Origin of the sequence: Haloferax volcanii DS2, assembly GCF_000025685.1 — an archaeon.
Classification (GTDB): Archaea; Halobacteriota; Halobacteria; order Halobacteriales; family Haloferacaceae; genus Haloferax; species Haloferax volcanii.
Genome location: NC_013967.1, coordinates 2,166,097 through 2,189,077, shown reverse-complemented (window position 1 = coordinate 2,189,077; position 22,981 = coordinate 2,166,097). Strand labels below are relative to the sequence as shown.

The following is a 22,981-nucleotide window of genomic DNA, read 5'->3' as shown; positions in this document are numbered from 1 at the left end:
GAACGACTAACTGACGTTCGAACCGTCGGCCACGATAGATATTTCCCTCGGGCGCAACTTATATAATGACGTTCGTGGGTTCCGCCCATGACGCCATCACAACCATCACATCACCACCCCCAGCGGGGTGACTTCACCAATGGACGACACTTCAAAATATCTCATTCACGCTTCCATCTCCGCCGACGGGGTCGTCGAACGGAGCGACGTCGTCGGGGCCGTCTTCGGGCAGACCGAGGGCCTCCTCGGCGACGAACTCGACCTCCGCGACCTCCAACAGTCCTCCAAGGTCGGTCGGATAGACGTACAGATAGACTCGGAAAACGGCCACTCGTTCGGCCAGATGACCATCGCCAGCAGCCTCGACAAGGCCGAGACGGCCATCCTCGCGGCCTCGCTGGAGACGCTGACCCGCGTCGGTCCCTGCCAGGCCGTCATCGAGGTCACGAACATCGAGGACGTGCGCGAGGCCAAGCGCCGGATGGTCGTCGAGCGCGCCAAGGAACTGCTCGCGGAGTCGTTCGACGACACCGTGATGTCTTCGACGGAAATCCTCGAAGCGGTCAAAGAGAGCGTCCGCGTCGAGGATATCACCGAGTACCAGGGCCTCCCGGCGGGCCCCCGCGTCGCCGATTCCGACGCCATCATCGTCGTCGAGGGACGCGCCGACGTGCTCACCCTCCTCCGCTACGGCATCAAAAACGCCGTCGCCGTCGAGGGAACGAACGTCCCCGACGCGGTCGCCGGCCTCACCCAAGAACGGACCGTCACGGCGTTCCTCGACGGCGACCGCGGCGGCGAACTCATCCTGCGGGAACTCTCGCAGGTCGGCGACGTTGATTACGTCGCGTTCGCGCCCGACGGCCGGTCGGTCGAGGACCTCGACCGCGCGTCGGTCGTCCGCGCCCTCCGGAACAAGGTCGCGCTCTCGTCGCTTCCGGACGACGGCGACGGAGACTTCCGGGCCGCCGTCGCCGCCGCCAACGGGACGGGGGCGGGGGAGGCTCCGACGGACCCTCACACGGAGTCGCCGACGACTGAGGCGTCGTCGACTCCACCCGCAGACGGCCCCATCAACGGGTCGGCCGACGCGGTCACCGACCCCACCGCCGAGGGCGGTAACGGTGGCACCGTCGCGGTCGAGCGGCCCGCGGACGCCGTGAGCGAGAACCCGGCGGCCGACGGCGACGCCGCCGACGCGGAGGTGTTCACCGAGTCCGAGGTCGATGCCGTCACCGAGGCGGTCGACCCCGCCGACGAGCGACCCTCGCTCACCGACCACGTGCAGGCGGTCATCGCCGACGAGAGCGGCATGGCACGCCTCCTGAACGACGGCCTCGACATCGACGACGAGGTCGCGGTCGAGAAGGTCTACGACACCGTCGAGTACGCCGACCCCGCCCCGGCAATCGTCGTCGTCGACGGCGAGGCGAGTCAGAAACTCGTCGACATCGCGGCCCAGCGCGGCGTCGGGCACGTCGTGGCGCGCTCGGCCGGCGAGTACGTCAAAAAGCCCGTCAGCGTCCGCGTCAGAACCGCGGACCAGCTCCTCGACTGAAGCGACTGAAGACCCGACGGGACAAGCCACACCGCGACATCGACCGAGGCGACCGGCCGCAATCAGTCGAGGACGAGCCGAAGCCCGTCGTCGCCGTCGAACGCGTCGGGGACGCGGGCGTCCCGCCGGAACCCGAGTGCTTCGTAGCAGGCGCGCGCGCCGTCGTTCTCCGGATGGACCAACAACGTGAGCGGCGCGTCGGCCGCGTCAGCGCCCGAGCGGTGCGCGTCGCGGAAGGCTTCCACGAGCGCGGTGGCGCGCCCTTCGCGTCGATGGTCCGGCGAGACGGCGAGTTCGGTCAGGTGCGCGCCGACGCCGAGCAGGTAGCCGACCGGCCGGTCGTCGGCGTCGACGGCGACGAGCAGCGTGCCGACGGCGGGCCACGCGTCCAAGAGGCCGGGCGACGGATGAGAGACGAATCGCTGGAGCGACTCGACGGCCGGCAGGTCGGTGTCGCGGGCGGGTCGAACGCCCGCCACGTCGGCGTCGCCCCCGTCACGGCCGTGTCCCCCCGTCACAGCGGAATCCAGACGATGACCGCGCCCAGCGCGCCGGCGAACGTGGCGAGGAAGTTGACCGCCTGATTGCCGAGGCCGGCCCCTTCGACCGTCGCGCCGAGGAGGCTATCGACGGTCATGCCGACGAGGCCGCCGGCGAGAATCGCGATGGCGGCCGTCTGAGCCGGGATGGGGAGCACCAGCACGCTCACGCCGGCCACGAAGGCAGCGCCCACCGCGCCGGCGACCTCGCCCTGCCACGTCACCGCGCCGTCGGTCCCCGCCGGGACGGGCTTGAGCGAGGTGATGAGCCGCGGCTGGTCGAACAGCCCGCCGATTTCGCTGGAGAGCGTGTCACTCATCGCGGCGGCGGCCGACCCGGCGAATGCGAGGACGAGTAGGTCGCTGACGAACGGGTAGCCGAGCGTTTGCGCCGCGGCGTAGCCGACGACGGCGACGAGCGAGACGCCCGAGTTGCCGAGGACGTTGCCGGTGCCGCGAGCGCCGTCGTTGTCCTCGGCGACGCCGCGTTCGGCCTTGCTGTCGTACCGGAACTTGGTGGCGAGCGCACCGACGCCGAAGAAGGAGACGAGCACGAGCGCCCAGCCGAAGTCGCCGAAGACGACCGCAAAGAGGAGCAGGAGGACGCCGGTAATCATGCCGGCGACTGAGGCCGTGCCGAGGGCGTAGGCGGCGTAGCCGAGCGCGACCGTGAGGGCGAGCGCGACGCCGGTCTGCGTCGGCGACACCGGCCCCGCGAGCACCTCGACGCCCCACAGGACGAGGCCGATAGAGAGCATGACGAGCGGGTCGTCGCGCTCGTAGAGGGCCGTCCGGAGCACCGCGCCGACGAGACCGCCGACGGCCGCGAGGAGGGTGAATCGGGCGAGCAGCATCGCCTCGCCCGTCAGCGACGCGATTGCCGCCTGTCCCGCGGTCCCTGCGAGGACCGCGGCCGCGACGAAGCCCGCCGCGCGAAGCGACTCGTCGGACGTTCTCGAATCCACCAGTCGCGCGCCGAGGTTGCCGTAGGCGAGTATCAACACCGCGGCGGCGAACACCGAAAGCGGCATCGTGACGCGCGGGACCGTCGCCAAGAGGGCGAGGCCGGTCGCGGCCAGCGCGAACCCGGCGAGTCCGTTGAGCCGGCCGTCCTGCCGGTCGCCGGGGCGCGCGAACAACTCGAACAGCGGGCCGTCGTCGACGACGAACGCCGCCAAGAGCGCGACTGCGGCGAAGGGCGCGAACGCGGCCGCGCCGAGACTGGGGGCCGCGAGGGCCAACGTCCCGACGACCGCGAACCCGCCCGCTCGCCGTACCGTGGAAGTCACACCATTCGGTATCCCCGACGCGCACTTAACCCTCCCGACATCACCGACGACCGCACAACCGCGGGTCTGCGGACCGGTGTCGAGGGGCGGAATCTCGGGCCGACGCCGAACCCGAAGCGTTAGGAGAATCGCCGCGAGAACGATTCCCGTGGGACTGTACGACTCCTATCTCGCCCTCCGGTTCCGCCTCGACGACGCCGACGCCCCCGAGCACGTCGCGCTCGTCATCACCGAGCGCGACCTGCTGGAACAGGGCGCCTACGAGACGCTCGAAGCGTTCGTCGGCTGGGCGTTCGAGTTCGGGAGCGACCGCGTCACCATCTCCGTGAGCGTCCTCGACGAGGCGGTCGTCCCGACGCTCGCCCGCGAACTCCGCGACCTCGACGTTCCGCACCGAGTCGAGCTTCGCGAGCCGGGCGACACCGAGCGCGCCGACGCCCCCGTACAGGTCAGTATCGGCCTCGGCGGGAAACGCGAGTTCGCGTCGGTCGTCCGGTCGCTGGCCGGGGAGGTCGACGAGGGCGCGCTCGAGCCCGACGACATCGACGCCGCGGACATCGAACAGCGACTCGTGTTCCCCGACGAACCCGACTTCGTGGTCAAGACGGGCGCGGAGCGCCTGTCGGACTTCATGATTTGGCAGTCCGTCTACGCCGAACTCTACTTCACCGACGTGAACTGGCGAGACTTCAGGAAGCGGGACTACCTGCGGGCGTTGCGGGACTATCAGGACCGTCAGAGGAGGTTTGGCCGATGAGCGTCAGCGAATCGGCCAACCGCTGTCGCGCTCGAAGAGTGCGACAGAAGTTCGGCCGCTAGGGCGAATCGCGTGGCGGCGTTGCCGACGCGTCCTCCTCGACCGCACACAGATGTTGATTGAATAGCAACACGTCCCTAATGCCCTCCACCTCGACCGACAGAACGGACCTTCTCCCGCCGCCACCGCCGGCCAGCGAGTGGCTCGAAGACGGACACGTCATGTTCGCGCTCACAGTGCCGCTCGTTCTCTGGCTCAATCAGCCCGCCCAGCCGGACTGGCCGTGGGCGCTCGTCGGCGTCGCTGTCGTTCCGCCGTGGCTGTTCCTCGAATCGCGTTACGAGGGCTGGCGCTCGTGGGCTCCGACCGTCGCCTACGGCGGGGCGGTGCTACTGTTGGGGCCGCGGTACGAAGCCGAGTTCGTCGCCATCGTGCTCGGCCAGAGCGCCACGCTACTGGCGTGGTTCTGCTGGCGGACGTTCCGACGGCGGGTTCGACCGCTGGCGTGACCCGTCGCCGTCTCCCAAAGAGCCGTTTGTGCGTACAGAAGACATATTGTTAGACAGTTGAACGCTCCAACATGAACCGCCGCGAGATGCTGGCGCTGTCGGGGGCGCTCGCCGCCGCGACGATAGCCGGCTGTACGGGCGACGGGCAATCGCCCGCCGAGACCGAAACCGAGGCGACGGCCACCGAAACTGCGACGATGGATACGCCGACAGAGACCCCGAACGATGAACCACCGACCGGCGAACCGAGCGTGGACAACGAGCGACTCGCCGCGCTCGCGGCCGGCAACGCCGAGTTCGCCCTCGACCTGCACAAACAGGTCGCGTCCGAACAGGGCGGCAACCAGTTCCTCTCGCCGTACAGCATCTCCGTCGCGTTGGCGATGACCTACGCGGGCGCTCGCGGGAAGACCCGCGAACAGATGGAAGCGACGCTCCGCTACACGCTCGGCGAGGACGTTCACCCGGCGTTCGCAGATCTACGGGCGGCGCTCGAAGAGCGAGAGACGGCTCGGGCCCCAATCGACGGCGGCGAAGCCGACGCCTTCCGATTGGCCGTGGCGAACGCCCTGTGGGGGCGCGAGGGGTTCGCGTTCTCGGACGCGTTCCTCGACAGCCTCGAATCGAACTACGGGGCCGGGCTTCGACGGGCCGATTTCGCCGGCGACCCGGACGGCGAGCGGGAACGAATCAACGAGTGGGTCGCCGACCAGACCGAGGGCCGAATCGAGGACTTGCTTCCGGCTGGCTCCGTCACGCCCGACACGGCGCTCGTGCTCACCAACGCCATCTACTTCATGGCGCAGTGGGCGCACACGTTCGACTCCGAGGACACCGAGGACGGGACGTTCACCGCGCTGGACGGGTCCGAGTCGACGGTGCCGCTCATGCGGCAGGAACTCAAGGCGAACTACGCCGACTTCCCGAGCGCGCAGGCCGTCGAACTCCCGTACGTCGGCCGGGACGTGTCGATGGTGCTTTTGCTCCCGGACGAAGGCGAGTTCGAGTCGTTCGAACAAAGTCTGACCGCGAGCCGACTGTTCGGCGTCTTCGAGGAGATGCGAGAGCGAATCGGGGACGTCGTGCTCCCGCGGTTCGAGTTCGAGACCGAGGTCCAACTCTCGGAGGCGCTGTCGGATCTCGGGATGCCCGCCGCGTTCGGCCCGGATGCCGACTTCGGCGGCATGACCGAGGGTGACGGGTCAGGTCTCGCCATCGACGAGGTGTTCCACAAGTCGTTCGTCTCCGTGGACGAGGAGGGGACCGAGGCCGCGGCGGCCACGGGCGTCGTCGTCGAATCGTCGCTGCCGCCGAGCTGGGGCGAACTCCGGTTCGACCGACCGTTCCTGTTCTGCATCCGCGACAGGCCGACGGACGCGATACTGTTCTACGGCCGCGTCGTCGACGCCGGGGCTGCGCAGGGCGACGAATAGCCGCGAAAACAGTTCGGACGGCCGACTCAGTCGGCCGTCTCGTCGGTCCGCTTCGCCAACTCGGCGGACACCTCGTCGGCCCCGGACGAGGGGAGTTGCTCGCGGAGGCGACCCGCGACCGTGCGGGCGTCCTCTAACTCGACTTCGGCGACGGCCCGGACGAGCGTGACGGCGCGCTCGGTCCGGGTGCGCTGCCACGACTGCTCTCTGGACTCGTAGGTGCGGATGCCGCGCAGGAAGTCGACCTTCGAGAACTCCGGCCAGTAGGGCGCACAGAAGTAGACCGCGGCCTCGTTGCCGTTGGCGTGCCACGGCAGGAAGTTCGAGGTGCGCTCGTCGCCGCCGGGGCGGATGATGAGGTCCACGTCGCGGACGGGCTTTCTGGACAGGCGGCGGTCGACGGCCGACACGTCCACCTCGTCGGGCGAGAGGTCGCCGCGCTCGACCGCCCGGCAGACGTCGCGGGCGGCCCCGAGGAGTTCCGCCCGGCCGCCGTACGCGAGGGCGATGTTGAGGGTGAAGCCGTCGTAGTCGGCGGTCCGGGACTCCGCGTACTCGACGGCGTCGCGGACGCGGTCGGGGAGCAGGTGGACCTCGCCGATGGCGCGGACGGCGACCTCGCGGTCGTGGACGCGCTCGGAGTCGGCGAACTCGTAGAGCTTGTCCTCGATGAGGTCGAAGAGGGGTCCGCGCTCGTGTTCCGGGCGGTCGAAGTTCTCGGTCGAGAAGGTGTACAGCGTCAGCTCCTCGATGCCGAGTTCCTCGCACCACGTCAACACGTCCTCGGTCGTCTGCGCGCCGGCCTTGTGGCCGTCGGGGGCGTCGTCGCCGTTCTTCCGGGCGTACCGGCGGTTGCCGTCCTGAATGATGGCGACGTGGGTCGGTCCGTCGTCTATCTCCCGGTCGAGCACCCGCTCGTAGGCGCGTCGAAAGCCGCGTCGGACCCACCCGAACATATACCGCCGGTCGTCTCCCGGGGCAATGTGTCTTGTGGGTTACACCGTCGCACGGTGCGGCGGGCGACGAATCGCCACCCGTTTGTACCTCCCCGAGAAGACTCGGACATGAGCGAGACCATCGACGAGGACCTCTACCAGCGGACCCTCGCGCTGCTCGAACCCGGCGATATCGAACTCGTCGGGGCCATCGTCCACACCGACCTCACCAGTCGCGAGGACCTGGAGATGCAGGAGCTGACCGTCGAAATCAACGATGTCATCGCGGAGCACGCGGGGAAGGGCGACGCGTGGATTCACGCCGGTAACGACGACACCGACTTCTCGTCGAACCAGTTCCAGGGCCTCTCGGTTGAGGACGACGAGTTCGTCTGGGAGTGCCAACAGCTCGTCCGCGACGGCACGTTCGACCTCGTGTTCTACTACGAGGCCATCGCCGATCAGGACGCCATCGTCGAGGGCCTCGAAGCGCTCGACGGCGTCGACCGCGTCACGCCGGTTCCCTAAGTCGGCCCCCTGAGGCGGGCCGCGACCCCTCGACGCTCGAACATCCTTTTTTACCCCACGGGCCGGGCGCTCGCGCCGCCCGCGTCGAGCGTTCACGGACGGCTCGCCGGGCGTTCGGGTCTGTTCGCCGCGGTGAGAACAAGCGAGGCGTTTATCCGCCTCGCATCCCGAGTGACGCCCATGATACAGGCGGACGCGGACCTCTCTCGTCTCGACCGCGCCATCGTCAACGCCTTCCAGGGCGGCTTCCCCGTCGTCGAACGTCCCTTCGAGCCAGCGGCGGCCGCGCTCCGCGAGCGCGGGGTGGACGTGTCGGCGGCCGACCTCTGCGAGCGGGTGCGGACGCTCGACGAGGAGGGCGTTCTCTCGCGGTTCGGCGCGCTCGTCAACGCCGAGGAAATCGGCGGCACGGCGACGCTCGTCGCCATGCACGCGCCGCCCGAGCGATTCGACGAGGTGGCCGAGCAGGTGAACGACCACCGCGAGGTCGCGCACAACTACGAGCGCGAGCATCCCCACCTGAACATGTGGTTCGTCGTCTCGGTCGCCGACGAGTCGCGGGTCGAGGAGGTGCTCGGTGACATCGAGGACGAGACGGGCCAAGCGACGTACAACATGCCCAAGCGCCACGAGTTCCACGTCGGCGCGAAGTTCCTCCTCGACGGACCCATCTCGGACGGCGACCTCGACCTCTCGCACCTCGGCCCCGACGTGGAGCCGACGGACGCGCGCACCCTGACGCCCGACGAGCGCGACCTCGTCATGGAGATTCAGGGCGGCCTGCCGATTACCGAGACGCCCTACGCCGACGTGGCAGAGGCAATCGGACAGGAGCCGGCGTGGGTGGTCGAGACGGTCAAGCGGTTCAATCTTGAGGGGAAGGTCCGCCGCGTCGGCGTCATTCCGAACCACTACGCGCTCGGCTACTCGGAAAACGGGATGACCGTCTGGAACGTCCCCGACGACCTCGTTGCGGAGGTCGGCCCCGAAATCGCCTCGCTGGACTTCGTCACCCACTGTTACCGCCGGCCGCGACACGAGGGCGTCTGGCCGTACAACTTCTTCGCGATGACCCACGGCCGCTCCGAAGAAGAGAGCGAGGCCCGCATCGAGCAGGTGCGCGAGGTCATGAGCGACTACTGGGACGTGGGCGACGACGACTGGGACACCCTGTTCTCGACGCGCATCCTGAAGAAGACGGGAATCAGGCTGGACGAACGAGCCGAGGCGAACACGGAGTGAGATGATTCCGCTTGTCCACGACCTCTCCGACGAGACGGTCGTCGTCTTCGGCGGGGGCCCCGTCGGCGCGCGGAAGGCCCACCGGTTCGCCCGCGAGGCGCGGACCGTCGTCGTCAGTCCCGAGTTCGCCGACCGCGACTTCGGCGACGCGGAGCGCGTTCGGGCGGCCCCCGCGCCCGACGAGGTTCCCGACTGGGTCGAACGGTTCGCCCCGGCGCTCGTCGTCGCGGCGACCGACGACGACGCGGTGAACGACGCCGTCGTCGCGGCGGCCCGAGACGCCGGCGCGCTGGTCAACCGAGCCGACCGGAGCGGCGAGCGCGACGCGGGGAGCGTGGTCGTCCCGGCGACCGTCGAGGACGGCGACGTCTCGGTCGCCATCACGACCGGCGGCGCGAGCCCCGCCCTCTCGAAGCACCTCCGAGAGCGCGTCGAAGCCGAGTTGGAGGGGGCAGGCGAGATGGCCGCGTTGACCGCGGAGCTTCGCGCGGAGCTCAAGGCGTCCGACCGGTCGCCAACAGAGCGCCGTGATGCGATTCGCGCGGTCGTGCGAAACCCGTCAGTTTGGAAGGCTTTACGTACCGGCGACGCAAACCCCCGCCAAGAGGCAGCGCGCGTGATACGAGACACACAGCGAGGTGATTCATGAGAGATTCGGGCGTCATCTCCGGTGTGAGCGTCGCCCACGACCGGGCCAGCGTTCGCGAGATAGAAGCCGCTTCGAGCGACGACGTTCAGACGGTCGTCGAGCGACTCCTCGCCCGCGACGGCGTCTCAGAGGCCTTTTCGCTTCAGACGTGTAACCGCGCCGAGGCGTACGTCGTCACCGACGACGCGACCGACGGCCGCCGCGCGCTCGACGACTTCGCTCCCGACGTCCGAGACGGGAGCGTCCGCCACATGGACCACGAAGAGACCCTGCGCCACCTCATGCGCGTGGCGTCGGGGCTCGAATCGCTCGTCCTCGGCGAGGACCAGATTCTCGGACAGGTCAAAGCCGGCATCGAGGCCGCCCGCGAACAGGACGCCATCGGCCCGATGCTCGAAGACGCGCTCATGAAGGCCGTCCACGTCGGCGAGCGCGCCCGCGACGAGACGGCCATCAACGAGGGGGCCGTCTCCCTCGGGAGCGCCGCCGTCAGGCTCGCGCGGGGCGAACTCGACGCACCCATCGGCGAGGTCGAAGCCCTCGTCGTCGGGGCCGGCGAGATGGGCACGCTCGCGACGAAGGCGCTCGCGTCGGTCGACGTGGGCGACCTCGTCGTCGCGAACCGGACGGTCGCCAACGCCCGCCACCTCGCCCGCGAGGTGCCGGGCGTCTCGAAGGCCGTCGGACTGGGCGACCTCGGCGGTCGCCTCCGCGACGCCGACCTCGTCATCACGGCCACGAGCAGCCCCGACTACGTCGTCACCCCGAACCAGTTGGACGACGCCGGCGAGACGATGCTCATCGACATCGCCCAGCCGCGGGACGTCGACCCCGACGCCAGCGACCTCGCCGGCGTCCGCGTCCACGACATCGACGATTTGGAGACGGTGACCGACCGGACCGCGGAGCGCCGCGAGCGCGCCGCCAGCGAGGTCGAGGCGATGATAGACGAGGAGTTCGACCGCCTGCTCGCCGCCTACAAGCGCAAGCGCGCCGACGAGGCCATCAGTTCGATGTACGAGGCCGCAGAGCACGTCAAGCGCCGCGAGGTGTCGACGGCGCTGTCGAAGCTCGAATCGCAGGGCGACCTCACCGACGAGCAACGCGAGACGGTCGAGTCGCTCGCGGACGCGCTCGTCGGCCAAATCCTCGCCGCGCCGACCAAGAGCCTCCGCGACGCCGCCGGCGACGACGACTGGACGACCATCCAGACCGCCATGCAACTGTTCAACCCCGACTTCGGCGACCTCGGGGCGTCGGAGTCGGCCGGGCCGTCCGGACCGTCCATCGAGTTTTCGGGTGAGCCGCCGGAGGACCTCGACCGCGAGGCGCTCGAAGGCGAGGTCCCGCGGCGCGTTCTCGAACAGCTCTCCGACGACTGACGACGGCCGAAGCGGCCGACGACCGAACCTTCTTATCCGAACGCGGGACCACTCCGCGACGATGTTACCACGCCGACCGAAAGCGACGAGCCTCGTGTGTGGCTCCCGTTTCGACGCCGACCACCGAGGAGCCGCGGCCAGCGCGTTCCCGGCCGTCGGCCGGCGTCTCGTGAACCGCCTCCGGGCGCGAGCGCGTCGCCGCCTCGTCGGGGCGACCCCGGAACGACGAGTTCACGACCTCGACGGCGTCGCTCGGGCGACCGTCGTCGGCACGGTCGCGGGCATCGCGGGCGACGGGCCGGCGGTCGAGGTCTGGCGGGGCGAGGCGAGCGCCGGCGACGGCCGACGAGGGGACGGCGGTCGGCCGGTCGTCGGCCGTGCGACGCGCCCGTTCGTCCTCCGCGACGCGACCGGCGAGGTTCGGGTTCGCGTCCCGCCGGGCGGGCACGTCGCGTTCGGCGGCGAGGAAGTGACGGGGGTCGTCGCCCGCGGCGACGAGGTCTCGGTGACGGGACGCGTCGTCCGCGGCCGCGACCGCGAGCGACGACGGCTCCTGACGGGGCCGCGGTTCGTCGTCCGCGCGGGCGACACCTGACAATCCGGCAGAATCCTTATCGGGGTGCCACCCGACGGGTTCGGCATGGCAGAGCTGCTCTCGGACGACGAAATCGACGCACAGCTCGGGTCGGATTGGGAACGCGACGGCGACGAAATCGTCCGCGTCTACGAGTTCGACGACTACCTCGACGGCGTGGCGTTCGCCGCCAGCGTGGGCGAGGTGGCCGAAGAGGAGTTCCACCACCCCGAGATAACGATTCGGTACCAGGAGGTCGAAGTCCGCCTCACGAGCCACGAGGAAGGCGGCATCACGGATAAGGACCTCCGACTCGCTGACCTGTTCGACGACGAGCTGTGAGCGACGGGGAGACCGCGGGACTCACCTACGTCTTCCGGGTTCGCTTTCGACTCGATGCGGCGTCGGGCGTCGAGACCGACCCGCGGGAGTTCGAGACGACGGTCCGCGTCACGCCGCCGCCGCCCGGCGAGGAGGGCTGGCTGCTGTTCCGCGACGCGCTGTGGCGCGTCGAGGTGAACGACGAGCGCCACGCTCGCGACCTCGCGTCGTCGTGGCTCGACGCGCCCGTCGTCTCGTGTTCGTTCTCCGAACTCCGGACCGACGAGGCGTCGCTGGCCGCCTTCCGCGAGGCCGTCGCCGCGGACCTCGACGCGTTCAACGCCGACTCGGTCCGCGAGGTGCTCCACAAGTACTTCGGGAGCGCGATTCGAGTCGAATCGAGCGATTCGTGACGCGGGGCAAGACATTTATCCACGCCTGACGTACTGTGTTGTCCGAATGGTCGCCGATGACTACGATTTCTGGCTGTTCGACCTCGACGGAACCCTCGTCGACGCCGAGTGGTCGTACACGCGCGACGTGTTCGACCGCGTCGGTGACCGACTGGGTCGTCAGTTCACGGACCGCGAAGCCGAGACCATCTGGCACGGACTCGGCGGCGCGCGCGACCCGATGCTCCGCGAGTGGGGCATCGACCCCGCCGAGTTCTGGCCCGCGTTCCACCGCGAGGAAGACCCCGTAAAGCGAGCCGAAGTGACGTACCTCCACGACGACGCCGAGCGCCTCATCGAGGAGATTCGCGCCGCCGGCCGGCCGGTCGGCATCGTCACGCACTGTCAGCAGTTCCTGACCGACCCCGTGTTGGACCATCTCGACGTGCGCGACTGGTTCGACACCGTCGTCTGCTGCACCGAGGAGACGGGGTGGAAACCCGACGCCGCGCCGGTGCGGCGGGCTATCGGCGGGCTGGGGTTGGACGACCGGCTCCTGACCGACGGCGGCACCGCGGGCGTGCTCGCCGGCGACGGCGAAAGCGATATCGGGGCCGCGTGGAACGCCGGTTTGGACGGCATCCACGTCGAGCGCCACGGTCCGGAACACCGCGGGCGCTGCGTGCTCGGGGAGTACCGCGTCGAGAGCTTCGACGACCTCGTTCGCTCCGGATAGGTCGGCCGATTCCGCTCACAGAGACAGAGACCACGGGAATCGCGGGGACAGCGGCCGAGAAGAGTCGACGCTCAGGACAGCGTGTGTTCGGGCGTCGGGCGGGCGAAGATGTCGCCGGTGCTCGTGACGGCGACCTGAACGTCTTCGTACGGGAACCGGACCTCGACGCCGGGGCGCTCTTCGTCCTCGACGACGGGTCGGAGCAGTTCTTCGAGCGCGTCGGTGTCGATGTACTCGTACAGCGGCGTCTCGATGGCCGAGAGTCCGCCGTAAGACTCGACGGCTTCCACGATGACGATGCCGAGTTCCTCGTCACCGAACCATTGCCCGACGAGTTCCCAGTTATCGTCGAGGCCGAACGTGGCCTCGGCGGCCGCGTCGGCGTGGTCTTCGAGGGCCTGCGTGACCGCGGAGGCGCCGACGGCGAGCGCGGAGTCGGCGCTGTCGTCGTCGACGATGCCGCGCACGCGCTGGAGGACCGTCGCGAGGTCGCCGGGGCCGGCCTTCTGGACGTACTCGGTGACGCCGGCGGTCGAGGCGACATCGGCAACCTCTGGCCATTCTTTCGCCGTGAACAGGAGGATGGGGATGTCCGCGTGCTCCTGTCGGACGGCCTTGACGAGCGGCACTCCGTTGGGGAGGACGAGCGAGTCGCTCACGACGCAGTCGACCGACTCGGCGGCGATGACGTCGAGCGCCTCCGTCGCCGTCTCGGCGGTGAGAAAGGAGACGGCGTCGAGTTGGCGGAACGCGGCGGCCGAGAGGGCGAGCATCTCGGGGTCGTCGTCGACGTGTAGGACCTTCAGCGGGCGGTTCATATACCAGTTATACACGCCACGTGGATAAAAAACGTTCCACTTAGTTTATACTTCAGCGGAACGCGACTATCTGAACCGCTCGCGGCGACTTTCTAAAGGGTTACCGGGGTGTTTGGCCCCTCTCGAACCCTGAGAGGTCGGCAAAGGCATCGTCACTCGCCGCGAGCGCGTCGCGGAGCGAGTCGACGCCGGGTTTCTCGATCCGGGCCGGATTCGCGAGGACGGCGACCGGCTGTGTCCCGAGCGAGACGAAGTCGAGTCCGAGCGAGTCGGCGGTCGCGCGGAGGCCGAGTCCCGCGTCGGCGCGGCCGGCGGCGACCGCCCGCGCCGGGCTCTCGAACGCCTTCGTCCCGCGGTCGAACCCTTCGATTGACTCCACGAGTTCGTGGCGGGTCGTCCCGCGCTCGTCGGCGAGGGCGGCGACCGCGTTTCCGAGGTCGGTCCGCAGGCCGGAGTTCGAATCCCGGTTGATAAAGCGGAGGTCGTCGTCCACGAGGTCCGCGAGGCCGGACACGCCGTCGGGGTTGCCGGCGGGGACGACGAGGCCCCACTCGCGGGTCCACGAGCCGAGTTCGACCGCGTCGATGTCGTCGATGGCGTCGCCCCGGTCGCCCGCGACGACGGCCACGTCCGAGATACCGTCTCGGAGCCGTCGCAGGCCCTCGCGGGAGCCGAACGGGAGATACCGCGGCGACGACACGCGGTCGAGGACGCGCGAGAGCGCGGGGTCGTCCTCGCCGACGCCGAGCAGTGCCGGCGCGCGAACGTCGGGCGAGAACAGGTGGACCGTCACCGACTCGCCTTCCGCGAGGTACTCCACGTCGGCCGAAACCTCGACGACGCCGTCGGCCTCGACGAGGCTCGTCGTCGCGCCGGACCCCTTGTCGACGGGGTAGACGAGCGTCTCTCCGTCGCCGTCGGCGACGAGTCCGACGGGCATGAGCCGCGTCCGGCCCTCGGCGTACCGCTCGCGGGCGGCCATCGTCCCCTCGACCGTCGCGGTCCGGGGCTCCGGGAGGCCCGCGGCGTCGCGGACCGCCGGCGCGACGAACGTCCGGAAGATGGTGAGGGCCGACACCGGGTAGCCCGGCAGGCCGATGTAGGCGCTCCCCTCCCCGAGCGTGCCGACGAGCATGGGTTTGCCGGGTTTGACGGAGACGCCGTGCAGCAGGAGTTCGCCGCGCTCTTCGACCACACGGTAGATGACGTCGACCGCGCTCGCGGACGTGGAGCCAGACGAGAGCACGAGGTCGCACTCGTCGGCCGCCCGCCGAAGCAGGCGCTCCATCTCCTCGTAGTCGTCGCCCGCGTGGGGGTAGAGCTTCGGCACGCCGCCGGCCTCCTCGACCCCCGCGGCGATGGTGTAGGAGTTCACGTCGTAGATTTCGCCCGCCTCGGGGCGTAGTTCGTCGCCCGGCCGGACGAGTTCGTCGCCGGTCGAGACGATGCCCACGGTGGGCTTCCCGCGGACCGGAACCTCGTCGACGCCGAGCGCCGACAGCAGGCCGATTTCGCGGGGCGTCAGGCGCGTCCCGGGGCCGAGGGCGCGCGCGCCGGCGGCGGTGTCGGTCCCGGCGGGCATCACGCTGTCGCCGGGGGCGACCGACGAGTAGACGACGAGCGAGCCGTCTCGCTCCTCGGTTCGTTCCACGATGACGACGGCGTCCGCGCCCGGCGGCATCACCGCGCCGGTGGAGATTTCGACGGCGGTCCCGGGGTCGACCGCCACGTCCGGTTCGTTGCCGGCGTGGACCGCTCCGGCGAGGTCGAGTTCGACCGGGTCGGCCTCGTCCGCGCCGAAGGTGTCGCGGGCGCGGACCGCGTAGCCGTCCATGCTCGCGCGGTCGAAGCCGGGCACGTCGAGTTCGGCGTCGATGCGCTCGGCGAGGACGCGGCCGCGGGCGTCGTCGAGCGCCACGGTCTCGGCGTCGGGCGTCAGGTCGAGCGACGCGATGGCCTCGCGGGCGTCCTCGGGGGAGGCGAGGTCGCGGAACTGCTTTCTCATGCGGACCACTCCCAGCCCTCGACGGCGACCGTGTCGCCCTCGTCGTAGCCCTCTATCTCCTCGGGGACGACGACCCAGCCGTCCGCGAGCGCGACGCTGGAGAGGATGCCCGACCCGCTCGTCCGGGTCGGCTCGGCGGTCGACTCGTCGCCCGACGGGTCGAGTTTGACGCGGGCGAACGTCCGCGTGCCGGGGGAACTCGGGAGTTTTCTGGTGAGCGTCGCCTCCTGCGTCGGCAGGGGGCGCTCGGGGAGTGAGCCGACGTGCTTCAGCACCGGTCGGAGGAACTGGAAGGCGTTGACGACGCAGGCGACCGGGTAGCCGGGAAGCATGACGACGGGCGTGCCCTCGACCACGCCGACCGCGACGGGGTGGCCGGGTTTGAGGGCGACGCCGTGGACCAGCACCTCACCGATATCGTCGATGACCTCGGGGATGAGGTCGCGTTCACCGACCGACGACCCGCCGGTGGTGACGACAACGTCGTGGTCGAGGTCCGATTCGACGGCCTCGCGGAGCAGGTCGGCGTCGTCGACGACGATGTCGCGGTAGCTCGCTTCGCCGCCCCAGCGTTCGACCAGCCGGGAGACGGTCAGGCCGTTAGTTTCGATGACCTCGCCGGGGCCGGGGTCGGACTCGACGAGCTCCTCGCCGGTCGGGACGACGGAGACGCGGGGGCGCTCGAACAGCGTCACCTCCTCGACGCCGACGGAGCGAAGCAGGCCGATGTCCGACGGGCGAAGCTCGTGACCGGCCTCGAACAGCGGGGTTCCCTCGCGGACGTCTTCGCCGCGCTCCCCGACGTTCTCGCCCTCCGCGAGCGCGTCGAACACTTCGAGTTCGTCGCCGAGGCGCTCGGTGTGTTCGACCATCACGACGGCGTCGGCCCCCTCGGGCACGTCGCTGCCGGTGTGGACGCGGGCGGCGGTCCCCGGTTCGACCGGGCCGTCGACGATTCGGAGGACGTTCGGTGAGCGACCGCTCGCGCCGAAGGTGTCCGACGCGCGAACGGCGTAACCGTCCATGGCGGCGCGGTCGTAGCCCGGCACGTCGGCGGGGGCGACCGCGTCCTCCGCGAGCGCCCGGCCGTCGGCCTCGGCGAGCGGTCGGCGCACGATTCGGTCGTGCGGCGTCGCCGCCGCGAGAAGCGCCTCGCGGGCGTCCGACAGCCGCGTTCGTTGCTTGAACCCGGCCGTGCGTCGGTCGTCGTGGTTCATACCGACCCTTCGGTTCGGGGGGCAAAAAGCGTCGGCCTCGGGCGCGGCGGCGGTCGATTCCCGAGCCGTACCGGCGGCTTCGTGCTCGCGCGCTCGCGCGAGACCGCCGGGTTTTTCGACCCCGACTCCCTATGAGCGTTCATGTCAGCACTGCGCGACGCGCTGTCCGACCTCCCGGACGCGGTGTTCGCCGACCTGTTGGAGTCCGAGACGGCCTACCTCTTGGTCCTCGACCTCCCGGGCGTGACCGCCGAGACGGCGGAGCTTCGGATCGAGAAAGGCCGATTGGTCGTCGAAGCGCGACGCGACAAACAGCTTCCCGCCGAGTTCGACTACGTCCGCGAGGAACGACCGCTGTTCCTCGACGCCGAAGTTCCCCTCCCGCCTGACGCCGTGGCCGACGAGGCCGAGGCGTCGATGGAACGCGGGACGCTGGAAATCCGGCTCCCCAAGCGCGAGGCCGCCTCCGAGCGGACCATCCCCATTACCACCGGCGACGAAGACGCCTGACGAGGCGGGTGGTCACGCTGGTCAACCTCCGCGCCTACTGGCGGTTCCTCGTCGTCCTGTATCAGTTCTTTCCGCTCATCGTCGCGTACACCCGTGACAAGCGGAAGTACCTCCTGTTCGGCGGCGGCCGACGCGTCACGACCGAGATGCGCGTCGAGCGCGCCGACGTCCTCCTGGAGTCGCTACTGACGCTCGGGCCGACGTTCATCAAGCTCGGGCAACTGCTGTCGACGCGCCCCGACATCCTCCCACCGGAGTACATCGAGGTGCTCGGCAGCCTCCAAGACGACGTGCCGGCCGCGCCGTGGGACGAGTCGAAGGCCGTCCTCGAAGCCGAACTCGGCCCCGTCGAAGAAGCGTTCGACGCGTTCGACAGCGACCCGATAAGCGGCGCGAGCCTCGGTCAGGTGTACGTCGCGGAGTACGAAGGCGAGAAGGTCGCCGTCAAGGTCCGTCGCCCCGGCATCGAAGACCTCGTCGAGGCCGACCTCCGGGTGATTCGGTGGTCGATGCCGCTTCTCATGCGTTTTATCGGCGAGGGGCGGGCGTTCTCGCTTGAGAACCTCGCCGACGAGTTCGCCAAGACCATCCGCGAGGAGATGGACTACGCCGAGGAGGCCGAGACGCTCGTCGAGATTCAGGAGAACTTCGCGGATGACGACACGCTCGTCATCCCCGAGCCGATTCCCGAACGCTCCGGCGACCGGGTGCTCACGATGGAGTACCTCCCCGGAACCAAGATAAACGACATCGACGCGCTGGACGACCGCGGCATCGACCGCACGGAGTTGGCGACGAACCTCCAGCGAATCTACCTCCAGATGATTGTCGACGACGGCGTCTTCCACGCCGACCCCCACCCGGGGAACCTCTCTGTGACCGACGACGGCCGCATCATCTTCTACGACTTCGGGATGCACGGCGAGGTCGACCCGTTCATCCAGGAGAAAATCGTGGAGTTCTACATCGCCGTCGCCAACCAGGACGTCGACGGCATCCTCGACACGCTCATCGAGATGGGGACGCTCAGCCCGAACGTCGACCGGCAGGTGATGGGCGACGTGATGGAACTCGCCATCGCCGACGCCCGCGGCGACGACATCGAGCAGTACCGCGTCAACCAAATCCTCGAACAGGTCGAATCGACCATCTACGAGTTCCCGCTGCGACTCCCGCGGAACCTCGCGCTCGTGCTCCGGGTCGCCGGCGTCGTCGAGGGGGTCTGCGTCACGCTCGACCCCGAGTTCGACTTCATCTCGGTGGCGACCGACTACCTGACCGAGGAGGGCTACCGCGAGGAGAGCGTCCAGAAAATCATCGAGGGCGTCGGCCAGCAGGGCCAAAAGACCGCCCAGTCGCTGTTCCGCGTGCCGCCCAAGCTCGAACGCGTCCTCGACCGGGCGGACCGCGACAACCTGACGCTCAACGTCCGGCTGGAGGACAACCGCGGCGTCCTCGACAAGTTGGCCAAGCGACTCATCTACGGCATCTTCCTGTCGTTCGGCTTCGTCTCGACGGTCATCATCTACGCGCTGAACCCGGAGAGCCTCGTCGCGGTCGGCGCGGCTGGCGCGCCGACGGCGGTCGTCGCCCTGCTCCTGTGGCGGTCGTTCCGCTCGCGGAGGGGCATCCGGACGACGCCGCAGTTCACCCGGCAGAACCTCAAAGAGCGCCGCAGAGAGTAATCAAAGCTGAGAATCGGGTGCGTAAGTTTATCGGCTCTCGCGGACACACTCTCGGTCATGACGGAGTGGCGAGCGGTGTCCGTGGGGGTGTGTCTCGCCGCGTGCACCGAATCGCTCGTCTACGCGATGACGGGGCAGTTCACGCTCGTCGGCGGGGTCACGGGGAGCGCGCTCGCCGGCTACGTCGTCGGCACCGACCCCGCCGACGGCGGCTGGCACGGCCTCATGGCCGGCGTCGTCTGGGGCTGTCTGCTCATGCCGCTGTCGGTGCTTTTGACGTTTCTCGAACGGACGCCGATTCTCTTTCCGTTCCAGTACGTCATCCCGCTTGTCGAGACGCCCGGCGAGCTGACGACCGCCATCATGCTCGCGCTCGCGCTGCCGAACGTCGCGTCCGGGGCGCTCGGGAGCCGCGCCAGACGCGACGCGACGGGGACGTGGTTCGACCCGGAGATGGCCGAGGTCGACGCGGTCGAAGACGCCTGACCGAACCGACCGACGGCCGCGTATTCCACGGCAGAGAGTCGCGTGCGAAGACGGTTCCAAACCGTTTATACCCTCCATCCGATAACGGAGAGACATGGCGAAAGAGCAGAAGCAGGTGCGCGAGCTCCAAGAAGGAAGCTACGTCATGATGGAAGAAAAGCCGTGCAAAATTAACGCTTACAGTACCGCCAAGCCGGGCAAGCACGGCAGCGCGAAGGCGCGCGTCGAAGCCCGCGGCGTCTTCGACAGCAAGAAGCGCTCGCTCTCCCAGCCTGTCGACGCGAAGGTGTGGGTGCCCATCATCGAGCGGAAGCAGGGTCAGGTCGTCTCCGTCACCGGCGAGGACGCCCAGATCATGGACCTCGAGACGTACCAGACGTTCACGATGCGCATCCCCGATGAGGAAGACCTCAACCCCGAAGACGAGATCGAGTACCTCGAGTACGAAGGCCAGCGAAAGATCGTCTAAACGGGGGACACAGAGATGTTCCCCGGAGCAACCGCAGACCGCGAGGTCGCTGACTACGTCCTTCTCGGCGCTCCGCTCGACATCTCGACGTCCTTCGAACCCGGAACCCGTTTCGGACCGAATCGAATCCGTCGGTTCGCCGGGTCGTTCGACGACTACGACCGGCGCACCGACCAGTTTTTCACCGACTTGCGCGTCCACGACGCGGGCGACGTCCGCGCGTGGGACGACGCACCTGAGTACGTCGAATGGCTCGCCGGGAGCGTCCGCGACGCCGTCTGGGACGACGCCGTCCCCGTCGTCATCGGCGGCGAACACACCGTCACCGCCGCCGGCGTCACCGGCGTCGACCCCGACGTGTTCGTCTGCCTCGACGCCCACCTCGACCTCCGCCGCGCGTACGACGGCAACGAGTGGAGCCACGCCACCGTCACCCGCCGCGTCCTCGACGAACTCGGCGTCGACGAGGCCGTGATTCTCGGCGCGCGAACCGGCTCGCCAGACGAGTGGGAGCGCGCCGCGGCCGACGACGTGACGGTGGTCGAACCCGAGGCCGTCCCCGACTGGGAGCCGGCGTTCGACGGCGACCAATCCGTCTATCTGAGCGTCGATATCGACGCCGCGGACCCGGCGTTCGCGCCCGGCACGGGCACCACAGAGCCGTTCGGCCTCACCTCCCGGGAGATGCGAGACGTGGTCCGAGCGGTCGCACCTCACGCCGACGGGTTCGACGTGGTGGAAGTCAACGACCGCGACGACGGACAGGCCGCGTCGCTGGCGGCGAAGCTCCTCCGGGAGTTCGTCTTCGCGCACGCCGCCGGGCGGTCGTAAGCGACTGACGGTCGGGCGGAGCGCCGACCGCTGGACGGTCGCCACGAACCGCCGAGTCGCGCGCGTCGCCGCCGACATCGCGAACCACCGAACCGCGCACCGTCCCGTTCCTTACAAGTCCCCGAGCCACCACTCCCCGGTATGCAGCTCTCCGACATCGTCGCCCGACTCGACGAGACGCTCGCGACCGACGACTTCGCCGACGTGGACGCCAGCGCCAACGGCTTGCAGGTCGGCCCCGGCGAGAAATCGGTCGAGAAAGTCGCCTTCGCCGTCGACGCCGCGGAGGCGACCATCGACGCCGCGCTCGACGCCGACGCCGACCTGCTCGTCGTCCACCACGGTCTCGTCTGGGGCGGCCTCGACCGAGTGACCGGCCGCGACTTCGACCGCATCGAGCCGCTGGTTCGCGGCGACCTCGCGCTCTACGTCTCGCACCTCCCGCTTGACGGCCATCAGGAACTCGGCAACGCCGCCGGCGTCGCGGACCACCTCGGCCTCGGGGACACCGAGCCGTTCGGCTCGCTCGGCCCGATTCACATCGGGCAGGCGGGGAGCTTCGAGTCGCCGCAGACGGCCGACGAGATTCGGGCGGCGCTCGACGAACTCGACGGGAGCGCGGGGACGACCGTCCTCGACTTCGGCCCCGACGAGATTTCGTCGGTCGGGGTCGTCACCGGCTCCGGCGTCGACTGGCTGGACGAAGCCATCGACCGCGGCGTCGACGCGCTCGTCACCGGCGAGGGCAAACAGAAGGTGTACCACGAGGCGCGCGAGGCCGGCGTCTCGGTGTTCCTCGCGGGCCACTACGCGACCGAGACGTTCGGGGTGCGAAGCCTGCGCGACCTCGCAGACGAGTGGGGGCTCGAAACCGAGTACGTCAGCCATCCGACCGGGCTGTAAGGCCGAGCGAACGCCTGCCAACCCGCGGCACGGCCTCGTCGGACCGGGGCGTTCAAACGCTCGGCCGACGCACTCCCTCGCATGAGCGACCACGACGATGACGGCTACGAGATGCCGGACCGCGAGGAGTTCCAACACGACCCGCTGGGCCACGCCGAGGTCCGCGGCGGCATGACCGTCGGCGAGTTGGTCGAGCAGTACGGCCACGCGGGCATCGGCGCGGCCGACGTACACGAGGCCGCCGACATCTACGCCGAGATGCTGGCCGACGACGACTGCACGGTGTTCATGTCGCTGGCCGGCGCGATGGTCCCGACCGGGATGCGCAAGGTCGTCTCCGACCTCATCCGCGACGGCCACGTCGACGCGCTGGTGACGACGGGCGCGAACCTCACCCACGACGCCATCGAGGCCATCGGCGGCAAGCACCACCACGGACGGGCCCATCCGGACCCGTCCAGCTCCCCCTCGCACGGCTCGCGGGAACACGGAGCCGAGCACCACGGCGAGAAGACCGAACGCGAGCACGACGAGACGCTCCGCGACGAGGAGGTCGACCGCATCTACAACGTCTACCTCCCGCAGGAGCATTTCGCGCTGTTCGAGTCGCATCTCCGAAGTGAGGTGTTCCCGGCGCTGGAGGAAGAGGGGACCGTCAGCATCGCGGACCTCTGCCGCGAACTCGGCCGCGCCAACAGCGAGGTCAACGACCGCGAGGGAATCGACGAGGACGCCGGCGTCGCCGCCGCGGCCTACGAGGCCGACGTGCCCATCTACTGTCCGGCGGTGCAGGACTCCGTCCTCGGCTTACAGGCGTGGATGTACTCGCAGACCTCGTCGTTCTCGCTGGACGCGCTGGCCGACATGACGCCACTGACCGACCTCGCGTACGACGCCGACACGGCCGGCTGTCTCCTCGTCGGCGGCGGCGTCCCGAAGAACTTCACGCTCCAGACGATGCTCGTCACGCCCGGCGCGTACGACTACGGCGTCCAGATTACGATGGACCCCGCCGCGACCGGCGGGCTCTCGGGCGCGACGCTTGACGAGGCGCGCTCGTGGGGCAAACTGGAGAAGGACGCCCGCAACACGACGGTCCTCGGCGACGCGACCATCATGCTCCCGCTGCTCGTCGCCGCGGCGCGCGAGCGAATCGAGTAACGCCGCGAGGTGCCACGACCGGCCGCAGACGGACGCGACTGCCGCGGCGGTC

Annotated in this window: 25 protein-coding genes; 19 read left to right on the top strand and 6 right to left on the bottom strand. The window is 69.4% G+C overall.

The window, feature by feature from the left end; genetic code table 11:
* The first annotated feature begins 139 nt into the window (after nucleotides 1-139).
* Entirely contained in the window at nucleotides 140-1,558 is a 1,419-nt protein-coding gene (dnaG, locus tag HVO_RS15875; protein ID WP_004042213.1) for a DNA primase DnaG, read from the top strand.
* 62 nt (nucleotides 1,559-1,620) lie between these two features.
* Here dnaG and HVO_RS15870 read toward each other — a convergent pair whose 3' ends face one another.
* Both HVO_RS15870 and HVO_RS15865 read right to left on the bottom strand, forming a co-directional pair.
* A complete protein-coding gene (locus tag HVO_RS15870; RefSeq protein ID WP_004042212.1) occupies nucleotides 1,621-2,076 on the bottom strand; it encodes a GNAT family N-acetyltransferase in 456 nt (151 codons plus the stop codon).
* Complete coding sequence (locus HVO_RS15865; RefSeq protein WP_004042211.1) at nucleotides 2,073-3,386, bottom strand: DUF92 domain-containing protein; 1,314 nt, start codon at nucleotides 3,384-3,386, stop codon at nucleotides 2,073-2,075. Before HVO_RS15865 ends, HVO_RS15870 begins: the two co-directional genes overlap by 4 nt.
* Before the next feature lie 148 nt (nucleotides 3,387-3,534).
* Here HVO_RS15865 and HVO_RS15860 point away from each other — a divergent pair, with 148 nt between their 5' ends.
* The 3 genes from HVO_RS15860 to HVO_RS15850 all read left to right on the top strand — a co-directional run bounded on the left by HVO_RS15860 (nucleotide 3,535) and on the right by HVO_RS15850 (nucleotide 6,085).
* Complete coding sequence (locus HVO_RS15860; protein WP_004042210.1) at nucleotides 3,535-4,143, top strand: undecaprenyl diphosphate synthase family protein; 609 nt, start codon at nucleotides 3,535-3,537, stop codon at nucleotides 4,141-4,143.
* 140 nt (nucleotides 4,144-4,283) lie between these two features.
* Nucleotides 4,284-4,652 carry a hypothetical protein gene (locus tag HVO_RS15855; protein WP_004042209.1) on the top strand — a complete coding sequence of 123 codons (369 nt, stop codon included), beginning with the start codon at nucleotides 4,284-4,286 and terminating at the stop codon, nucleotides 4,650-4,652.
* Between the two features lie 71 nt (nucleotides 4,653-4,723).
* Nucleotides 4,724-6,085 carry a serpin family protein gene (locus HVO_RS15850; RefSeq protein WP_004042208.1) on the top strand — a complete coding sequence of 454 codons (1,362 nt, stop codon included), beginning with the start codon at nucleotides 4,724-4,726 and terminating at the stop codon, nucleotides 6,083-6,085.
* Nucleotides 6,086-6,111: 26 nt separating this feature from the next.
* On the opposite strand, the gene uppS is transcribed toward HVO_RS15850, so the two are convergent.
* Nucleotides 6,112-7,041, bottom strand: a complete 930-nt coding sequence (gene uppS / locus HVO_RS15845) for a polyprenyl diphosphate synthase (protein WP_004042207.1) — start codon at nucleotides 7,039-7,041, stop codon at nucleotides 6,112-6,114.
* Between the two features lie 108 nt (nucleotides 7,042-7,149).
* On the opposite strand from uppS, the gene HVO_RS15840 reads away from it, so the two are divergent.
* From HVO_RS15840 to HVO_RS15805, 8 genes are all read left to right on the top strand, one after another.
* Nucleotides 7,150-7,548, top strand: a complete 399-nt coding sequence (locus tag HVO_RS15840) for a DUF5778 family protein (RefSeq protein WP_004042206.1) — start codon at nucleotides 7,150-7,152, stop codon at nucleotides 7,546-7,548.
* 180 nt (nucleotides 7,549-7,728) lie between these two features.
* Nucleotides 7,729-8,790, top strand: a complete 1,062-nt coding sequence (gene ahbB / locus HVO_RS15835; RefSeq protein ID WP_004042205.1) for a siroheme decarboxylase subunit beta — start codon at nucleotides 7,729-7,731, stop codon at nucleotides 8,788-8,790.
* A 1-nt stretch (nucleotide 8,791) separates the two neighbouring features.
* Nucleotides 8,792-9,439 (top strand): precorrin-2 dehydrogenase/sirohydrochlorin ferrochelatase family protein, encoded by a 648-nt coding sequence (locus tag HVO_RS15830; protein ID WP_004042204.1) that lies wholly within the window; start codon nucleotides 8,792-8,794, stop codon nucleotides 9,437-9,439.
* Nucleotides 9,436-10,821: a glutamyl-tRNA reductase gene (gene hemA / locus HVO_RS15825; RefSeq protein WP_004042203.1), complete on the top strand. Its 1,386-nt coding sequence runs from the start codon at nucleotides 9,436-9,438 to the stop codon at nucleotides 10,819-10,821. Before HVO_RS15830 ends, hemA begins: the two co-directional genes overlap by 4 nt.
* Before the next feature lie 61 nt (nucleotides 10,822-10,882).
* Entirely contained in the window at nucleotides 10,883-11,416 is a 534-nt protein-coding gene (locus tag HVO_RS15820; RefSeq protein WP_218623799.1) for a hypothetical protein, read from the top strand.
* Nucleotides 11,417-11,461: 45 nt separating this feature from the next.
* Complete coding sequence (locus tag HVO_RS15815; RefSeq protein ID WP_004042202.1) at nucleotides 11,462-11,737, top strand: 4a-hydroxytetrahydrobiopterin dehydratase; 276 nt, start codon at nucleotides 11,462-11,464, stop codon at nucleotides 11,735-11,737.
* Nucleotides 11,734-12,129, top strand: a complete 396-nt coding sequence (gene lwrS / locus HVO_RS15810; protein WP_004042201.1) for an LWR-salt protein — start codon at nucleotides 11,734-11,736, stop codon at nucleotides 12,127-12,129. The genes HVO_RS15815 and lwrS overlap by 4 nt, the downstream gene beginning before the upstream one ends.
* A gap of 46 nt (nucleotides 12,130-12,175) precedes the next feature.
* A complete protein-coding gene (locus HVO_RS15805) occupies nucleotides 12,176-12,844 on the top strand; it encodes an HAD family hydrolase (protein ID WP_004042200.1) in 669 nt (222 codons plus the stop codon).
* A gap of 71 nt (nucleotides 12,845-12,915) precedes the next feature.
* On the opposite strand, the gene HVO_RS15800 is transcribed toward HVO_RS15805, so the two are convergent.
* The 3 genes from HVO_RS15800 to HVO_RS15790 form a co-directional block, all read right to left on the bottom strand.
* Nucleotides 12,916-13,662, bottom strand: coding sequence for a response regulator (locus tag HVO_RS15800; RefSeq protein WP_004042199.1), 747 nt, complete (start codon nucleotides 13,660-13,662; stop codon nucleotides 12,916-12,918).
* 100 nt (nucleotides 13,663-13,762) lie between these two features.
* Nucleotides 13,763-15,667: a molybdopterin biosynthesis protein gene (locus tag HVO_RS15795; RefSeq protein WP_013035522.1), complete on the bottom strand. Its 1,905-nt coding sequence runs from the start codon at nucleotides 15,665-15,667 to the stop codon at nucleotides 13,763-13,765.
* Nucleotides 15,664-16,884, bottom strand: coding sequence for a molybdopterin molybdotransferase MoeA (locus HVO_RS15790; protein ID WP_004042197.1), 1,221 nt, complete (start codon nucleotides 16,882-16,884; stop codon nucleotides 15,664-15,666). The genes HVO_RS15795 and HVO_RS15790 overlap by 4 nt, the downstream gene beginning before the upstream one ends.
* 141 nt (nucleotides 16,885-17,025) lie before the next feature.
* Here HVO_RS15790 and HVO_RS15785 point away from each other — a divergent pair, with 141 nt between their 5' ends.
* From HVO_RS15785 to HVO_RS15755, 7 genes are all read left to right on the top strand, one after another.
* Complete coding sequence (locus HVO_RS15785) at nucleotides 17,026-17,394, top strand: Hsp20/alpha crystallin family protein (protein ID WP_004042196.1); 369 nt, start codon at nucleotides 17,026-17,028, stop codon at nucleotides 17,392-17,394.
* Between the two features lie 8 nt (nucleotides 17,395-17,402).
* Nucleotides 17,403-19,079 carry an ABC1 kinase family protein gene (locus HVO_RS15780; protein WP_004042195.1) on the top strand — a complete coding sequence of 559 codons (1,677 nt, stop codon included), beginning with the start codon at nucleotides 17,403-17,405 and terminating at the stop codon, nucleotides 19,077-19,079.
* Nucleotides 19,080-19,136: 57 nt separating this feature from the next.
* Nucleotides 19,137-19,565, top strand: a complete 429-nt coding sequence (locus HVO_RS15775) for a DUF5518 domain-containing protein (protein ID WP_004042194.1) — start codon at nucleotides 19,137-19,139, stop codon at nucleotides 19,563-19,565.
* Between the two features lie 94 nt (nucleotides 19,566-19,659).
* Entirely contained in the window at nucleotides 19,660-20,034 is a 375-nt protein-coding gene (locus HVO_RS15770) for a translation initiation factor IF-5A (RefSeq protein ID WP_004042193.1), read from the top strand.
* 15 nt (nucleotides 20,035-20,049) lie between these two features.
* Nucleotides 20,050-20,865, top strand: coding sequence for an agmatinase (gene speB / locus HVO_RS15765; protein WP_013035576.1), 816 nt, complete (start codon nucleotides 20,050-20,052; stop codon nucleotides 20,863-20,865).
* A 141-nt stretch (nucleotides 20,866-21,006) separates the two neighbouring features.
* On the top strand, nucleotides 21,007-21,768 hold the full coding sequence (locus HVO_RS15760; RefSeq protein WP_004042190.1) for a Nif3-like dinuclear metal center hexameric protein: 762 nt from the start codon (nucleotides 21,007-21,009) through the stop codon (nucleotides 21,766-21,768).
* An 81-nt stretch (nucleotides 21,769-21,849) separates the two neighbouring features.
* Entirely contained in the window at nucleotides 21,850-22,929 is a 1,080-nt protein-coding gene (locus tag HVO_RS15755; protein ID WP_013035448.1) for a deoxyhypusine synthase, read from the top strand.
* The last annotated feature ends 52 nt before the right edge of the window (nucleotides 22,930-22,981 follow it).

Excerpts from the sequence above, each read along its gene's own strand:
- dnaG (WP_004042213.1), top strand. The coding sequence starts at position 140 with ATGGACGACACTTCAAAATATCTCATTCACGCTTCCATCTCCGCCGAC.
- HVO_RS15855 (WP_004042209.1), top strand. The coding sequence starts at position 4,284 with ATGCCCTCCACCTCGACCGACAGAACGGACCTTCTCCCGCCGCCACCG.
- HVO_RS15850 (WP_004042208.1), top strand. The coding sequence starts at position 4,724 with ATGAACCGCCGCGAGATGCTGGCGCTGTCGGGGGCGCTCGCCGCCGCG.
- uppS (WP_004042207.1), bottom strand. The coding sequence starts at position 7,041 with ATGTTCGGGTGGGTCCGACGCGGCTTTCGACGCGCCTACGAGCGGGTG.
- HVO_RS15840 (WP_004042206.1), top strand. The coding sequence starts at position 7,150 with ATGAGCGAGACCATCGACGAGGACCTCTACCAGCGGACCCTCGCGCTG.
- ahbB (WP_004042205.1), top strand. The coding sequence starts at position 7,729 with ATGATACAGGCGGACGCGGACCTCTCTCGTCTCGACCGCGCCATCGTC.
- HVO_RS15830 (WP_004042204.1), top strand. The coding sequence starts at position 8,792 with ATGATTCCGCTTGTCCACGACCTCTCCGACGAGACGGTCGTCGTCTTC.
- hemA (WP_004042203.1), top strand. The coding sequence starts at position 9,436 with ATGAGAGATTCGGGCGTCATCTCCGGTGTGAGCGTCGCCCACGACCGG.
- HVO_RS15820 (WP_218623799.1), top strand. The coding sequence starts at position 10,883 with ATGTTACCACGCCGACCGAAAGCGACGAGCCTCGTGTGTGGCTCCCGT.
- HVO_RS15815 (WP_004042202.1), top strand. The coding sequence starts at position 11,462 with ATGGCAGAGCTGCTCTCGGACGACGAAATCGACGCACAGCTCGGGTCG.
- HVO_RS15805 (WP_004042200.1), top strand. The coding sequence starts at position 12,176 with ATGGTCGCCGATGACTACGATTTCTGGCTGTTCGACCTCGACGGAACC.
- HVO_RS15800 (WP_004042199.1), bottom strand. The coding sequence starts at position 13,662 with ATGAACCGCCCGCTGAAGGTCCTACACGTCGACGACGACCCCGAGATG.
- HVO_RS15795 (WP_013035522.1), bottom strand. The coding sequence starts at position 15,667 with ATGAGAAAGCAGTTCCGCGACCTCGCCTCCCCCGAGGACGCCCGCGAG.
- HVO_RS15790 (WP_004042197.1), bottom strand. The coding sequence starts at position 16,884 with ATGAACCACGACGACCGACGCACGGCCGGGTTCAAGCAACGAACGCGG.
- HVO_RS15785 (WP_004042196.1), top strand. The coding sequence starts at position 17,026 with ATGTCAGCACTGCGCGACGCGCTGTCCGACCTCCCGGACGCGGTGTTC.
- HVO_RS15775 (WP_004042194.1), top strand. The coding sequence starts at position 19,137 with ATGACGGAGTGGCGAGCGGTGTCCGTGGGGGTGTGTCTCGCCGCGTGC.
- HVO_RS15770 (WP_004042193.1), top strand. The coding sequence starts at position 19,660 with ATGGCGAAAGAGCAGAAGCAGGTGCGCGAGCTCCAAGAAGGAAGCTAC.
- speB (WP_013035576.1), top strand. The coding sequence starts at position 20,050 with ATGTTCCCCGGAGCAACCGCAGACCGCGAGGTCGCTGACTACGTCCTT.
- HVO_RS15760 (WP_004042190.1), top strand. The coding sequence starts at position 21,007 with ATGCAGCTCTCCGACATCGTCGCCCGACTCGACGAGACGCTCGCGACC.
- HVO_RS15755 (WP_013035448.1), top strand. The coding sequence starts at position 21,850 with ATGAGCGACCACGACGATGACGGCTACGAGATGCCGGACCGCGAGGAG.